Source organism: Streptomyces sp. NPDC054796 (assembly GCF_053611545.1).
Genome location: NZ_JBSHAO010000002.1, coordinates 235,792 through 249,971 on the forward strand (window position 1 = coordinate 235,792; position 14,180 = coordinate 249,971).

The 14,180-nt window shown below is 71.7% G+C and carries 12 protein-coding genes; 8 read left to right on the forward strand and 4 right to left on the reverse strand.

What is annotated here, in order from left to right; genetic code table 11:
• Positions 1 to 37 precede the first annotated feature (37 nt).
• From ACWGJ2_RS02825 to ACWGJ2_RS02835, 3 genes are all read right to left on the reverse strand, one after another.
• Entirely contained in the window at positions 38 to 970 is a 933-nt protein-coding gene (locus tag ACWGJ2_RS02825) for an endonuclease/exonuclease/phosphatase family protein (protein WP_453344129.1), read from the reverse strand.
• A 372-nt stretch (positions 971 to 1,342) separates the two neighbouring features.
• Positions 1,343 to 1,969 carry a hypothetical protein gene (locus ACWGJ2_RS02830; RefSeq protein ID WP_453344130.1) on the reverse strand — a complete coding sequence of 209 codons (627 nt, stop codon included), beginning with the start codon at positions 1,967 to 1,969 and terminating at the stop codon, positions 1,343 to 1,345.
• A gap of 174 nt (positions 1,970 to 2,143) precedes the next feature.
• Positions 2,144 to 2,998, reverse strand: a complete 855-nt coding sequence (locus ACWGJ2_RS02835; protein WP_453344131.1) for a poly(ethylene terephthalate) hydrolase family protein — start codon at positions 2,996 to 2,998, stop codon at positions 2,144 to 2,146.
• A gap of 455 nt (positions 2,999 to 3,453) precedes the next feature.
• On the opposite strand from ACWGJ2_RS02835, the gene ACWGJ2_RS02840 reads away from it, so the two are divergent.
• From ACWGJ2_RS02840 to ACWGJ2_RS02855, 4 genes are all read left to right on the forward strand, one after another.
• Positions 3,454 to 4,479: an amidohydrolase family protein gene (locus ACWGJ2_RS02840; protein ID WP_453344132.1), complete on the forward strand. Its 1,026-nt coding sequence runs from the start codon at positions 3,454 to 3,456 to the stop codon at positions 4,477 to 4,479.
• Between the two features lie 17 nt (positions 4,480 to 4,496).
• A complete protein-coding gene (ligK, locus tag ACWGJ2_RS02845) occupies positions 4,497 to 5,180 on the forward strand; it encodes a 4-carboxy-4-hydroxy-2-oxoadipate aldolase/oxaloacetate decarboxylase (protein WP_453344133.1) in 684 nt (227 codons plus the stop codon).
• A gap of 178 nt (positions 5,181 to 5,358) precedes the next feature.
• A complete protein-coding gene (locus ACWGJ2_RS02850; protein ID WP_453344134.1) occupies positions 5,359 to 6,279 on the forward strand; it encodes an amidohydrolase family protein in 921 nt (306 codons plus the stop codon).
• Positions 6,280 to 6,329: 50 nt separating this feature from the next.
• Positions 6,330 to 7,763, forward strand: coding sequence for an MFS transporter (locus ACWGJ2_RS02855; protein WP_453344135.1), 1,434 nt, complete (start codon positions 6,330 to 6,332; stop codon positions 7,761 to 7,763).
• A 120-nt stretch (positions 7,764 to 7,883) separates the two neighbouring features.
• Here the strand turns inward: ACWGJ2_RS02855 and ACWGJ2_RS02860 are convergent, their stop codons facing one another.
• A complete protein-coding gene (locus ACWGJ2_RS02860; RefSeq protein ID WP_453344136.1) occupies positions 7,884 to 9,437 on the reverse strand; it encodes a glycoside hydrolase family 3 protein in 1,554 nt (517 codons plus the stop codon).
• Positions 9,438 to 9,774: 337 nt separating this feature from the next.
• On the opposite strand from ACWGJ2_RS02860, the gene ACWGJ2_RS02865 reads away from it, so the two are divergent.
• Genes ACWGJ2_RS02865 through ACWGJ2_RS02880 form a run of 4 tightly spaced genes read left to right on the forward strand, consistent with a single transcriptional unit; the run spans position 9,775 to position 14,160 of the window.
• Positions 9,775 to 10,911: a phytanoyl-CoA dioxygenase family protein gene (locus ACWGJ2_RS02865; protein ID WP_453344137.1), complete on the forward strand. Its 1,137-nt coding sequence runs from the start codon at positions 9,775 to 9,777 to the stop codon at positions 10,909 to 10,911.
• Positions 10,893 to 12,254 (forward strand): DUF6271 family protein, encoded by a 1,362-nt coding sequence (locus tag ACWGJ2_RS02870; RefSeq protein WP_453344138.1) that lies wholly within the window; start codon positions 10,893 to 10,895, stop codon positions 12,252 to 12,254. Before ACWGJ2_RS02865 ends, ACWGJ2_RS02870 begins: the two co-directional genes overlap by 19 nt.
• Complete coding sequence (locus tag ACWGJ2_RS02875; RefSeq protein WP_453344139.1) at positions 12,251 to 12,892, forward strand: GNAT family N-acetyltransferase; 642 nt, start codon at positions 12,251 to 12,253, stop codon at positions 12,890 to 12,892. Before ACWGJ2_RS02870 ends, ACWGJ2_RS02875 begins: the two co-directional genes overlap by 4 nt.
• Entirely contained in the window at positions 12,892 to 14,160 is a 1,269-nt protein-coding gene (locus tag ACWGJ2_RS02880; RefSeq protein WP_453344140.1) for an MFS transporter, read from the forward strand. The genes ACWGJ2_RS02875 and ACWGJ2_RS02880 overlap by 1 nt, the downstream gene beginning before the upstream one ends.
• Positions 14,161 to 14,180 lie beyond the last annotated feature (20 nt).

The window sequence follows — 14,180 nt, forward strand, 5'->3', positions numbered from 1 at the left end:
CAGCGGCGGACGTCCGCAGCGACACCCGCGACGACGGTCAGCGCGGCGCCAGCTCGACGCGCGCCGAGACGGGAAGGTGGTCGCTGCCCGTGGCGGGCAGGGTCCGTACGCCGGTCACAGTCCCCGAACGCGCCATGACCTGGTCGATCCGGGCCGCGGGGAACCCGGCGGGGAAGCTGAAGGCGAAGCCCCGTTCCGGGGTGTTGAGCCGCGAGGTGAGCGGGTCGAGGCCCCGGTCCTCCACCGTGCCGTTCAAATCGCCGAGCAGGAGCACCCACTCCAGCCGCTCCGCTGCGACCGCCGCGCCCAGCAGTCCGGCGCTCTCGTCCCGGGGCCCTGAGGTGAGGCCGCCCGCGCCGACGCGGACCGAGGGCAGATGGGCCACGTACACCGCGACCTCGCCCCGGGGTGTCCGCGCCGTCGCGCGCAGGCCGCGGTTCCAGTCGGCGCCGAAGCCGCGCGGCCTGATGTCCACGGCGCGCGTGTCCGTCAGCGGGTACTTCGACCACAGCCCGACGGTGCCCTCGACCACATGGTGGGGGTAGTCGGACGCCAGCGTCTTCTCGTAGCCGGGCAGCGCGGAAGGTGTCACCTCCTCCAGCGCGATGAGCTGCGGCCCGGCCGCGGCCAGGGCCTTCGCGGTGGCCACCGGGTCCGGGTTCACGTCGCTCACGTTGTGCTGGACCGCCGTGATGCCGAGCGTGCCCTTGTCCTTGCCCTTGCCCTCGTCTCCGTCGACGGGCAGGAGCAGCGCGCCGAAGAGGCCCGCCCACGCCAGCGCGGGCGCCAGCACCGCGGCCAGCGCGGTCCACGAACGGCGCAGCAGCGCCAGGACGAACAGCACCGGGACCGCCAGGCCCAGCCACGGCAGCAGCGCCTCCAGCAGGCTGCCGAGTCGGCCCACCCCGTTGGGGACGGCCGGGTGGCACAACAGCAGCGCTGCGACGAGGACCGCGAGCACGGCGAGCACACGTCCACGGGTCCATGGGGTGCGGCCCTTCGCGTCGGTCCCCCAGGTCCAGCGGTCGGGGGAACGGGGCGCACGCGGCCCGCCGCGCCGGGGGGATCTTCCTGCCGCGCCGGTCCCCGTACCCGTACCCGTCAGGGCACTGTTCGTCCGTCCCACCGCGTCCCGCCTCTCTGTTCCGGGCCCTTGCCCGGCTCTCCCCTCCCTCCGGCCGGGAGCGGGCGTCATCCGCCAGAACGACAGTGCGCGCACCCCGCGTTCCCGGGTGCGCGCACTGCCGCACGACGTTCACGACACCGTCACCGGGCTCGCCGGGTCCCCGGAGGGGAACACGGATCCTGCCCGGTGGAGGCTCGGCCGCTCACCGGCGGAGGTTCAGCCGCTGAGCGACCACTCCAGGGGTGCCTTGGTGTAGCCACGGCTCAGCTCGACGGCGGCGGCCTTCTGGCCCTCCGGGATGAGGAAGGCGCTGCAGACCTTCTCCGTCTGGCCCGCGCTGACCTTCTTGGTGGTGTCGGTCGCCGGGCAGTTCGGCCACTTGGCCTCGCCCATGATGACGATGAGAGCCTTGGTGCGCTCGTTCTTGTCCGTCTTGACGATCAGGTCGTCGTCCATGTCGCCGAGTTCCATGGTCTTGCCGCTCTCGTGGGTGATCGTGGACCACACGTACACGGGGACCTGGGGGCCGTCCTCCTTGTCCTTCTCCAGGCCGGACTTGTCCATGTCGGCCTTCGTGCCGGTCTCCACCTTCGTGGGGGTGACCGTGTACTCGGCGCCCTTGGACGCGCTCTCGTCGCTCACCTGCACCGGGCTCGTCTCACCCAGGGTGTACTCCGTCTTGTCCTCCGAGTCCTCCGACTCCGCGCTGCCGCCGGAGGCGGACGACTCGGAGGAGCCGCCACCCTTGCTCTTGCCCGAGCTGGAGGCACCGCAGCCGGTCAGGGCCACCGCCAGCACCACAGCGCCCACAGCCGCCGGAACGGCACGAGTCCACGTGCGCATCTCTTTCCTCACTTTCCCCGTTATGTCCCCGCTGGGCGGCTGGACGGCACGAGCCCTCACAGCCGACCCCTTGTCAGGGGCACGATCTTGCCAGAAGGCAACTCTCCGCTTGCACGGAGGGGTTGCCAACGCGTTTCCTCGCGGCGCGTACCGACGGCGGCCGGGATGTACGGGTCAGCCGAGGTTCTTCTGCCGCACGTCCCATTCGGTGGAGCACAGGCCGCAGTTGGAGCCGACGAACTGTGCCCTGCTGGCCGTGTCGCCCTTGAGCTGCCACTTCAGCCAGTGCCCGCCGACCCGGCCGAACTCGCCGCCGTTCGGCTCGTCGTAGGTGCCGAAGTGCCCGACGTCCAGGTTGCCCATGAAGGCGGGCAGGCCGGACGGCAGCTTCCTCCAGTCGTCCATGGCGTTCTCGTACGCGATGTCGGTGGGGCCGCCCACGAAGTAGGCGACCGGGGTGTGCAGCCCGCGCAGCAGGGAGTCCTGGGTGTTGCTGAGCAGTCCGCTGTTCCACAGGGCCACGGTGGTCAGACGGGGGTCGTCGGCCACCTCGTAGGTCTCGATGCCGCCGCAGGACTGGCCCATCACGGCGATCTTGGTGGTGTCGATCTTGCCGTAGTACTTGCTGGTGCGACGGGAGTTCTCCGCGATCGCCCAGTCGACGGAGTCGGTGAGCATGTCGGAGGTGGTCGAGCCCGAGCCGCCAGGCCGCCCGTTCGCGATGACGAGGAAGCCGTGGGAGGCCCACTCGGTGAGGATGTTCTCGAACCAGGTGCCGTCCGCGCGGCAGGCACCGTTGCCCCACGCGACGATCGGCAGCTTGGTGTCCGAGGGGAGGGTGTCGGGCCGGTAGATGGTGTGGTTCGTCAGCCGCAGAGTGGTCTCGTAACCGGCGGAGTAGGGACCTGAGCCGCCCAGCACGGCGGGCGGGGAGCCGGGCGCCGCGCTCGCGCCGCCCGGGCCGATGACCGCCGCGGTCAACACGCCGATCAGGAGGAGGACGCTGAGCATCGCGGTGCGTAATCGCATGGGCTTCTCCCTTGATCCGAGGGGGTGGATGGGGTGCCCCGCACCTGGAGACCGTGACGCATGAGCCCCGCACCCTGCCAGGGACATCGCGGGAAACAGGTGAAATTGCCGATGCCGCGGTGATCGGCGCGGGGGACGTCCCGGGCGCGTGCCGTCGCGCCTCACCTGGGGTGTTCCGGCGCTTACGGGGTGCGCGCGACGGGTGGACTCGCCCGGCCAGGACCGGGTGAAACTTTACCGTCGAACGCATTGTCAACAATTTAGTCGGCGATTAGGTTGGCATGCGAGCCGCTCAAGGGAGACCCCCTCAAGGGAGGCACCGGGGCCGGAGCGCGGCACGTCCACGGGGCGGCCGTCCCGCCCCGCTCGTCCCGCCCGCCCCGTACGCACCCCACGCCGTGGGCGCGACCGCCTTCTCCCCCGGCCCGCGCCCCGCAAGAGCACGAGGAACAGCAATGATCATCGACTGTCACGGTCACTACACGACGGCGCCGCCCGCGCTGGCGGCATGGCGCGACCGGCAGATCGCCGGGCTCACCGACCCGGCGGTCGCACCCGTGCCGGCGGAGCTGCGGATCAGCGACGACGAGCTGCGCGAGAGCATCGAGCCCAACCAGCTCCGGCTGATGGACGAGCGCGGCATCGACATGACGGTCTTCTCGCCCCGCGCGTCGTTCATGGCACACCACATCGGCGACTTCGCCGCCTCGTCGGCCTGGGCGTCACTGTGCAACGAGCTGTGCTACCGCGTCAGCCAGCTCTACCCGGAGCGCTTCGTCCCCGCCGCGATGCTGCCGCAGTCCCCCGGCGTCGACCCGGCCACGTGCGTCCCGGAACTGGTCAGGTGCGTGGAGGAGTACGGCACGGTGGCGGTGAACCTCAACCCCGACCCCTCGGGCGGGCACTGGACCGCGCCGCCGCTGACGGACCGCTCGTGGTACCCCCTCTACGAGAAGATGGCCGAGTACGACATCCCGGCGATGGTCCACGTCAGCACGAGCGTCAACCCGGCCTTCCACACCACCGGCGCGCACTACCTCAACGCCGACACCACGGCCTTCATGCAGTTGGTCCAGGGCGACCTGTTCGCGGACTTCCCCACCCTCCGCCTGATCATCCCGCACGGCGGCGGCGCCGTCCCGTACCACTGGGGCCGCTTCCGCGGGCTGGCGATGGCGCTGGGCAAGCCGCCGCTGGAGGAGCACGTCCTGGGCAATGTCTTCTTCGACACCTGTGTCTACCACCAGCCGGGTTCGGATCTGCTCTTCGAGGTCGTGCCCGCCAAGAACATCCTCTTCGCCTCGGAGATGATCGGCGCCGTGCGCTCCGTCGATCCGGACACGGGCCACCACTTCGACGACACACGCCGCTACGCCGAGGCGGCCGGACTGTCCGCTGACGACCTGTCAGCCATCCAGGAGACCAACGCCCGCTCCGTATACCCCCGCCTGGACGCGCTGCTGCGGCGTCAGGGCCGCTGACCAGAAGGAAGAGCACGATGCACGAACTCGGAGTCGTCCACCGCGACATCACCCGCCCGGCACCCTCGGACGTCGAGGCGCTCGCGCCCTACGGTGTCAGCACGCTGCACGAGGCCATGGGACGCCTCGGCCTGATGCGCCCCTATGTGCGGCCTGTCTACCCCGGGGCCAGGCTGTGCGGGCCCGCGGTCACCGTCCTCCTCCAGCCGGGCGACAACTGGATGATGCACGTCGCCATCGAGCAGCTCCAGCCGGGCGACGTGCTCGTGGCCGCCTGCACCACCGAGTGCGAGGACGGCTTCTTCGGGGACCTGCTCGCCACCTCGGCGCGTGCGCGAGGAGGTGCGGGCCTGGTCATCGACGGCGGGTGCCGCGATGTGGCCGACCTCCAGGAGATGGACTTCCCGGTCTTCAGCCGGGCCGTCAGCTCCAAGGGGACGGTCAAGGCCACCCTCGGCTCGGTGAACGTGCCGGTGGTCTGCGCCAACGCGCTCGTACGTCCCGGGGACGTGGTGGCGGCCGACGCGGACGGCGTGGTCGTCGTCCCCGTCGAGCGAGTCGCCGAGACCGCCGAGGCCGCGCGGCGGCGGGAGGAGAACGAGGCGCGCAAGCGCGAGCGGCTGGCCGCGGGCGAGCTGGGTCTCGACATGTACGGGATGCGCGAGCCGCTCAAGGCCGCGGGCCTGCGCTACCTGGACTGATCCCCTCCCGGGGCCGGTGGCCCCGGACCGGCCGTCCGGGGCCACCGGCATCGGCGACCGCCCCGGCACACGGCGCTACGGGCCCGCGCGGCCGTGCGGCCGCACACCTCGCTTCCCGGACCCGCACACCACACCACACCCCGCACCGCACCGCACCGCACCGCACCAAGGAGCCGTCATGAGCACCCTCTCCCCCAAGACACCGGGCTGGCTGGACTGGTGCCCCGATCCCTCCGAGCCCGCTCTCGCCCTGCCGCCCGGAAGTGTGGACGCCCACTGCCACCTCTTCGGCCCGCAGGCCACGTTCCCCTTCGCGCCGGAACGCAAGTACACGCCCTGCGACGGCGGCAAGGACGAGCTGTTCGCGCTCCGCGACCACCTCGGCTTCGCGCGCAACGTCATCGTGCAGGCCACCTGCCACGGCGCGGACAACAGCGCCATGCTCGACGCCGTCGCGGCTGCCGGTGACCGGGCGCGGGGCGTCGCGACCGTACGGCCCGACATCGGCGACGACGAGCTGCGCGCCCTGGACGCGGCCGGTGTGCGCGGTGTGCGGTTCAACTTCGTGAAACGCCTGGTCGACGCCGCGCCCACCGAGCAACTCCGCACGATCGCCGAGAAGGTCGCACCGCTCGGGTGGCACATCGTCCTGTACTTCGAGGCCGCCGACCTGCCCGAGCTGGAGCACTTCTTCGGCGCGCTGCCCACCCCGCTGGTGGTGGACCACATGGGGCGCCCCGATGTGACCCGGCCGGCCGACGGGCCGGAGTTCTCCCGCTTCCTGCGCTTCGTCGAGCACCACGACGTGTGGGTCAAGGTGACCTGCCCCGAGCGGCTCAGTGTCACCGGGCCCCCGGCCGTGGACGGTCAGCGGCACGCCTACACCGACGTCGTCCCCTTCGGCCGCCGCGTCGTCGAGGAGTTCCCCGACCGGGTCCTGTGGGGCACCGACTGGCCGCACCCGAACCTCACAGGGCACATGCCCGACGACGGGCTCCTCGTCGACGGCATCGCACAGGTGGCCCGCACCGAGGAGGAGCGCCGCAAGCTGCTCGTCGACAACCCCATGCGCCTGTACTGGCCCGGCGAAGCCGTCTGATCCCCCGCCCCCGCCCCCGCCACGTCGAGCTCCCCGAAACGGTCCCTCACATGCAGCCCGTACCGCACGCACCACACGTACAGCACGCGAACTCGCAGAACCGGCTCGACCGGCTTCCGGTCTCCCGGTTCCACAAGACCACTCTCCTGGCCATCGCCTTCGCCTACTTCTTCGAGTTCGCGGACATCAACAGCTTCGCCACCACCGCACCGAAGCTGATCGATCTGTGGGGCGTGACGGTGAATCAGGTCGCCTATGTGACCTCGCTGTCGTTCGTCGGCATGTTCCTCGGCTCGATCGTCGCCGGTGCCCTGGCCGACCGGCTGGGGCGCAAACGGGCCCTGTTGCACACCACGCTGTCGTTCGGCATCTTCTCGTTCGTCTCGGTCTTCTCCTGGGACATCGTCTCGCTGGGTGTCTTCCGCGTGCTCACCTCCGCGGGCCTCTCGGCGATGACGGTGGTGGCCGTCATCTACGTCAACGAGATGTATCCGGCCCGCGTCCGCGGCAAGTACCAGGCGTACGCCATCGTCATCGGCATCTGCGGCACACCCGCCACCAACCTCATCGCCAGCGGTGTCGTGCCGCTGACCGACTGGTCCTGGCGCCTGGTCTACCTCTGGGGCTCCCTGGGCATCCTCCTCGTGCTCTTCACCCGGCATCTGAAGGAGTCGCCGCGCTGGTACGAGAGCAAGGGCGACCACGCCACGGCGGACGCGGTGCTGCGGGAGATCGAGACGCGGGTGGCGGCGGAGAAGGGCCCGCTGCCCGAGCCCGCGGCCCCCATCGAGCAGGCGCCGATCACCAAGCAGCCGCTGCGCATGCTCCTCCAGAAGAAGTACCTGTACCCCACCCTGCTGCTCACGGTCCTGTGGGTGACGCAGACCATCGGTTTCTTCGGCTATTCGAGCTGGGCGCCGACGCTGCTGTCGAAGGAGGGCTTCAGCGTCGAGAAGTCCGTGTTCTACGTGGCACTCACCACCGTCGGCGCACCGCTGGGCTCCTACCTGGCCGCGCTGGTCACCGACCGGTTCGAGCGCAAGTGGTGTCTCGTCGCCTTCGGCACCGTCATCGCCCTGTGCGGCCTGCTGTACGGGCTGACCTTCAACCCGGTCCTCATCATCGTCTTCGGCTTCCTGGTCAACCTCTTCGAGCGGGGTTACACCGCGCTCGGCTACGCCTACTCCCCCGAGCTGTTCGACACCCGCAGCCGCTCCCTGGGTACGGGCATCTCCTACGGTCTCGGACGGCTGTCCAACGCCGCCGGGCCCCTCATCGTCGCGGCCCTCTACAACAGCAGCGGCTACCAGAGCGTCTTCTACTTCATCGCCGGGAGCTGGATGGTGGGCGCCGTGGTGCTGGCCGTCTTCGGCCCCCGCACGCGCCCGTCCCGCGCGGCGGGCGAGCGGCAGGGCACGGACGCGGGGCGGTCGGGGGAGGCCGAGGGGCGGAGGTCCCCCGCGGCCGACGTCGGCGGGGCGTAGCCGGGGCACCGGCCCGGCCGCGCGGTGCACCCGCACACGGCCCCGCGCCCCATGGTGCGCCTGGTGACGCTCACGGACGGTTGCTTCAGACGTCCCGCTACCGGGTCTTCGGCTGACGGGTCAGTGCCACTGGCCCGTCAGCACCTCCGCCGCCGCCAGTCCGGAGGCGGCGGTGGCGCCGTGCGTGAAGATCTGGGCCGCCCCCGGGGCGACGGTGACGGCGCCCGGCAGGCCCATCTCCACCACGATCGCGTCGGGGCGCGCCGTCGTGAGGTCCTTCAGTGCCCGGCTCATCCACTCGTGGCGCGCTGCGTCCCTGACGACGACGACCAGGGGGCGCCCGGTGGCCGGTTCCAGTGCGCGGGTGCGCAGGACGGGGGCCTCCAGGGCGGCGTCCTGTGCGTGCAGTTCCTGGGGGTGGACGCGTACAGAAGTGGTGCCGGGGAGCCGTTCGGTCAGCGGCGCCGCGACGCCCCAGGGTGTCTCCTTGCCGATGGCCAGGTTGGTGGTGGGCGCCAGCTCGACGACGTGCGGCGGGGCCGAGAGGGGCAGGACGTCCCGCGCGGACCCGGTCAGCCGGACGGCGCGGCGCGCTGCGACGAAGCCGATACCGTCGCCGGGCGCTTCGGCACCGGCGTCGGTGTCGGCCGAGCCGGTCCGCGCCAGCCCTGTGGACCAGTCGGCGAACGCGCGCACCCGCTCCGCCGCCTCGGCCAGCCGCTCCTCGGTGAGGTCCCCGGAGACCACGGCGTCGGCGAGGGCACCGGTCAGTACCTGGACGACGGACTCCTCCGCGCTCTCCCCGCCGACGCACACGGCGTCGGCACCAGCGGCGACGGCCCGGACCGTGGCGCCGTCGATGCCGTAGCGGTCGGAGACGGCGCCCATCTCGATGGCGTCGGTGACGACGAGCCCGTCGAAGCCGAGTTCCTCGCGGAGCAGGTCGTGGAGGATGCGGCGGCTGAGCGTCGCGGGCAGGTCGGGGTCGTACGCCGGAACCAGCAGGTGGCCGCTCATGACCGCGCGGACGCCCGCGTCCAGGGAGGCCCGGAAGGGCGGCAGCGCCTGGGTGGCGATCTCCTCACGGCCGGCGCCGTAGCGGGGCAGGCCGTGGTGTGAGTCGACGGCGACGTCGCCGTGGCCCGGGAAGTGCTTGGCGCAGGCCGCGACGCCGGCGGACTGGAGGCCGCGGATCCACGCCGCCGCGTGCCGGGAGACCGCCTTCGGGTCGGCGCCGAAGGACCTGACGCCGATGATCGGGTTGTCCGGGTTGGAGTTGACGTCCACGCTGGGCGCGTAGTTGAGGCTCACACCGGCGGCACGCAACTGGCGGCCCAGGTCGGCGGCGACGGACTCGGTCAGCTCTGCCTCGTCGACGGTGCCGAGCGCGAAGTTGCCGGGCCGGGAAGAGCCGGTGGCCGACTCGATGCGGGTGACGTCCCCGGCCTCCTCGTCGATCGCGACGATCAACGCGGGGTTCTCCGCGCGCAGTTGCTCCGTGAGCCGGGCGACCTGCTCCGGGGAGACGATGTTGCGCGAGAAGAGGACGACGGAGGCCAGCCCGTCCGCGATGTCACGCAGCACCCAGTCCGGCGCCTCGGTGCCCACGAAGCCCGGCTGGAGGACGGAGAGCGCGAGGCGGCGCAGCGCCGCGCTGTGGTTGCTGGAGGACATCGAGCAGCCTTTCGGAGAGGGCGGCGTACCGAGGTACCGATGGCCTCGCGCCGACGCGACATCGATTTTTCTCTTGGTACGGACCAATGAATTCCCGGCTAGGCTACCCACCCCTGTCAAGAGGGACACCGCCGAGCGACCCCGCCCGGGCGAACCCCTCTCCCGGTCCGTGACGTACACCCATGTCCCGCAATAAGCGGACGCGAAGGTTGTTGTTGACAGGGTGAGTTGGTCTAGTCCAACGTTACGTGATGCGCGCGCCGCCCTCCGGGGCGGAAGTGACGCACGGGCCCCACGGTGGACACCATCACGCGACCACACACTCTTGGAGCACCACATGCCGCCGTCCGGATATCTCCACCGCGCCCCCTCGGACCGCCCCTACTTCAGCTCGGACGGCGAGACCTACCTCGCGCGGACACCCCTGCGGGACCTGGACAAGACACGCCCCCTCCGCGTGCTGTCCGAGGAGGACTTCGCCTTCTGGCAGACCTACGGCTACGTCGTGGTGAAGCAGGCGATACCCGCCTCGTCGGCGCGTCAACTGCTGGACTTCGCCTGGGAGTTCCAGGGCCTCGACCCCAACCGCCCCGACACCTGGTACGAGGAGCGCGAGTTCCGCTCCGACCTGGACCGGGACCTGCACGTCTACGGCTTCGTCGAGGCGTACCAGCACCAGCTCATCTGGGACAGCCGCCAGACACGGCGGGTCTACGACGCGTTCGTCGACGTGTGGGACTGCGAAGAGCTGTGGGTCACCCTGGACCGGCTCAACCTCAACCCGCCCAACGTCAGGAACCGCAGCCGCGACCTGATCGCGCCCGTGGAGCGGGGATTCGACATCGAGCTGCACTGGGACGTGGACACCACGCTCGGTGTGCTGCCGCAGCGGGTCCAGGGCATCATCGCGCTGAACGACACCCGCCCCGAGTTCGGCGGCTTCCAGTGCTGCCCCGAGCTGTTCCGCCAGTTCGAGCGATGGCGGGCGCTCCAGCCCGAGGGCCGCGACCCGATCCGGCCCAGCATCGACCGGGAGCGGATGCCCGTCGTCCGGCCGGACCTGGAGGCGGGCGACCTGCTGATCTGGAACGGGCTGCTGGCACACGGCGTCGCGCCCAACACGTCTTCGAGCGGCGTGCGCTCCGTTCAGTACCTCTCGATGATGCCCGCGCTGGAGACCCACGAGGAGCTGCGGCGCTCGCGCGTCGAGTCCTGGCGCACCCTGAGCACCCCGGACTGGAACGCCACGCTCCTGGGCGACGCCACCAGGCACGAGTCCCTCCGCTACGGCCGCGCCACGCTCGACCCGCTGGGCGCCAAGCTGCTGGGCCTCGACTCCTGGCACCCGGAGGACCCGGCCCCGGCCGGGCCACGGGCCGCCGGGGAGGACCAGCTCACGGGGGACGGGCTCGCAGGGGACGCGCTCACGGGGGACGCGCTCACGGGGGACGAGGCATGCGCAGAATCTGTCTGACCCTCCCCACCAACAGGCTCTGCGACGAGACCATCGCGGCACTCGGCGAGGAGGCGGCCTACGCCGCGCGGCACTTCGGCGTCGAGGTGCACCTGCTGATCCTGGACTCCTGCGCGGCGCCCGCGTACGCGGCACACGCCGAGGCCGTGCGCCGTCTGCCCCGCGATCCGCGAATCGTCGTGCACCACCTCGACGAGGCCCGGCAGCGCGACTTCCTGCGGCAGGTGACCGGCGGCGCCGGGACCAACAAGCCCGGGCTGCTGCTGGACCTGCTGCTGCCCGCCGCGCTGTCCTACGGCGCCTGCACCGACCGCGCCTTCCTGATCAGCCTCGCGCTCGGCTGCGAGTCCGTGCACCGCAGGGACTCCGACAGCCGGTACCAGAGCATCGACGGCACACCGGTCTTCCCCGTCCACCACGAACTCCTCGCCCTGGGCAAGCGCGCGGCCGACGCCGCGCACGCGGTTTCGCGCACCGCGCTGGACCAGCGGCAACTGGAGCGGAAGGTGGCGATGGTCGGCAGCTCCTTCGTGGGGGAACTGTCCGTGGACATCGGCGGGATACAGCGGGCCGCCCCGGACGTCTACCACGACATGGTCGGCCTGTGGGCACCGGCGCACTGGTCGGCCGAGCAGAAGCGGAACCTGGTCGCCGAGTCCTTCCGCGGGGCCGGGGACGAGACGTTCACGGAGGACGACTCGACGCTGACGCTCGTCGACCCGATGCGCGTGGACATGTGCAACATCGCCTTCCACGACGTCCACACCCGGGTGCCGCTGCCGCCCGCGACCGACACGATCGGCAGCGACTACTTCCTCCTCCACCTCGTCCACGACGCGGGACTGCCCGGGGTGCTGCACAACCGGAACATCGTGAACTTCTACACAGGCGAGCGACGCACGGACGCGGGCTTCCTCGCGTACCAGACGCGCTTCGTGAAGTTCCTGCTCTCGATGCTCTACTTCCACTTCATCTACGACCGGCTGGCCGAGGCCGGGCCCTCGCTGCTCGACGACCGGGGCCGGGTGCGCGCCGCCGCCGTCGCCCGCTTCACGCGGGAGAGCACCCTCCTGGACCGCACGGAGAACGTCGCGAAGCTGGAGAGCCTGGACGTCTCCTACCGGAAGCTGGGCGGCCGGTACGCGACGTTCGCCGACCTCCTGGCGGCGCGCCGCGAACGTCTCCTGGACGAGGCGCAGCGCGACATCGAGGACTTCGCCCTGCTGACGGAGTCCTGGGAAGCGCTGGTCGGCGCGGCCAGGACCACTCCCCTGCCGCCACCCCCGTCCACGTCCACGTCCACGTCCCCGCCCGCGCCGCGTTGTACGGAGACGGCGGAGTGAGGCCGACGGTGCCGCCCGTGGGGCCCGCGCACGGGGCCGCACGGGTGCGGCACATCGCCGCCGGGGACTGGGAGGAGATCGTGGCGCTGGAGTCCGGCGCGTATGCCGGGCTCGGCCTGTCCGAGGGCCGCGAGGCACTGCGGTCCCGTGCTGACGCCTCGCCCGCGACCTGCTTCGTGCTGGAGGCGGGCGCCCGGCTGGCGGGCTATGTGCTGGCGCTGCCCTACCCGGCCTTCCGGTACCCGGACCTGGACCGGCCGGAGGACGCGTCGTTCTCGTCGGGCTCCGCCGGTCCCTCGGGCTCCGCCACCTCCTCCGGCAACCTGCATCTGCACGACATGGTGATCGCCGAGGATCTGCGCCGCAGGGGCCTGGCGCGGCATCTGCTGCGGCATCTCGTGCTGTCCGCCCGCGCGCTGGGGTATGAGCGGATCTCCCTGGTCGCCGTCGGATGCAGCGAGCGGTTCTGGGCCGCGCGCGGCTTCACGGCGCACTCCGGGGTCCTCTCCTCTGACGGCTACGGCCCGGACGCCGTCTATATGTCGCGGCCTCTGGCGGCCCTCCCCGACGGGGCGCCGGAGCCCGTCGGCGCAGCGGTGGCGCCGCGCGGCATCCCCGTGCGAGACGAAGTGAGCTGATGCGCGTGTTCCGTGTCCGTGACCCCTTCCACCGCGGCCAGTTGGCGATCGCCGCGCTGTTCTGCTCCCTCGGCTTCCAGTACGCCACCTGGGCCTCGCGCATCCCGGCGCTCAAGAGCGGCCTGGAGCTGACCGCGGCCGAGGTGGGCGTCCTGCTGATGGCAGCGGGGGCCGGGGCCGCCGTGTCGTTCCCGCTGGTGGCCCTGCTGATGCGGCGGCTGGGCTCGCGGCGGCTCGCGCTGCTGTCCAGCCTGTGTCTGACGCTGCTCCTGCTCGCGCTCGCCGCAGCGCCGAACTACCCGGTGGCGCTGGCGGTGATGTGCGCCGACGGGCTCTTCGTGGGCGGCCTCAACGTGGCCATGAACGCGCAGGGCGCCGCCCTGGAGTCCCGCCACGGGCGCAACGCCATGGCCAGGCTGCACGCCACCTTCAGCGCCGGTTCCCTGCTCGCGGCCCTCCTCGCCTCCGGCACGACGGCCCTGACCCCCTCGGTCACGGCCCACTTCGCCGCCGCCGCGCTCCTCCTCGTGCTGCTGGGCGCCTGCGCCCGTACCGGTCTCCTCACGGACGACGGGCCCGCGCGGGCCGGGAAGGAGAACGAGGCGGGCGAGGGGAGCGAGGGGAGCAAGGACCGCCGCAAGTGGAGCCTGCCGTCCCGTATGACGCTGTGGATGTGCTGCGCCATGGCGTTCGGCACCGTCACCGAGGGCGCCATGAACGACTGGTCGGCCCTGTATCTGAAGGACGTCGCGAAGGCGTCGGCGGAACTCGCGCCCATGGGCATCGCGGTGGTCTCGGGAATGATGGTGGTGGCCCGCCTCTTCGCCGACGGCTGGCGCGCGCGGTGGGGCGACGGGCGCGTGGTCCTGTGCGGCAGTGTCCTCGCCGGGACCGGACTGGCCCTCGCCCTGGTGACCGGAGGCGTGGTGCCCGCGCTCGCGGGGTTCGCCTGCGTCGGCCTCGGGATCGCGGCAGTGACCCCCTGTGTCTACGTCGCCGCCGCTAAGCAGGGCTCGGACGCGCTGACGCTCGTCGCCGCGATGGGCACCACGGGCCTGCTGGCCGGGCCCCCGCTGATCGGGTTCATCGCCCACGCGAGCAGCCTGGTGTGGGGCATGGGCGTGGTCGCCGCCTCGGCGCTCGTCGTCTCGGTGTGCGGCACGCGGATCCGGTGGACGCCGACGGCGGCCGAGCCGTCCGACGCCGCCTCCACTTCCGCCTCCGACGCCACCGCCGCCGATGAGCGCCCCGGCCAGGTCCCGGCCTGAACCGGCGCTTACCGCCTGGC

What these genes read in the sequence shown, in the direction of transcription:
- ACWGJ2_RS02830 (WP_453344130.1), bottom strand. Translation starts at nt 1,969, where the DNA reads ATGCGCACGTGGACTCGTGCCGTTCCGGCGGCTGTGGGCGCTGTGGTG.
- ACWGJ2_RS02860 (WP_453344136.1), bottom strand. Translation starts at nt 9,437, where the DNA reads ATGTCCTCCAGCAACCACAGCGCGGCGCTGCGCCGCCTCGCGCTCTCC.
- ACWGJ2_RS02870 (WP_453344138.1), top strand. Translation starts at nt 10,893, where the DNA reads ATGCGCAGAATCTGTCTGACCCTCCCCACCAACAGGCTCTGCGACGAG.
- ACWGJ2_RS02855 (WP_453344135.1), top strand. Translation starts at nt 6,330, where the DNA reads ATGCAGCCCGTACCGCACGCACCACACGTACAGCACGCGAACTCGCAG.
- ACWGJ2_RS02840 (WP_453344132.1), top strand. Translation starts at nt 3,454, where the DNA reads ATGATCATCGACTGTCACGGTCACTACACGACGGCGCCGCCCGCGCTG.
- ACWGJ2_RS02865 (WP_453344137.1), top strand. Translation starts at nt 9,775, where the DNA reads ATGCCGCCGTCCGGATATCTCCACCGCGCCCCCTCGGACCGCCCCTAC.
- ACWGJ2_RS02835 (WP_453344131.1), bottom strand. Translation starts at nt 2,998, where the DNA reads ATGCGATTACGCACCGCGATGCTCAGCGTCCTCCTCCTGATCGGCGTG.
- ACWGJ2_RS02880 (WP_453344140.1), top strand. Translation starts at nt 12,892, where the DNA reads ATGCGCGTGTTCCGTGTCCGTGACCCCTTCCACCGCGGCCAGTTGGCG.
- ligK (WP_453344133.1), top strand. Translation starts at nt 4,497, where the DNA reads ATGCACGAACTCGGAGTCGTCCACCGCGACATCACCCGCCCGGCACCC.
- ACWGJ2_RS02850 (WP_453344134.1), top strand. Translation starts at nt 5,359, where the DNA reads ATGAGCACCCTCTCCCCCAAGACACCGGGCTGGCTGGACTGGTGCCCC.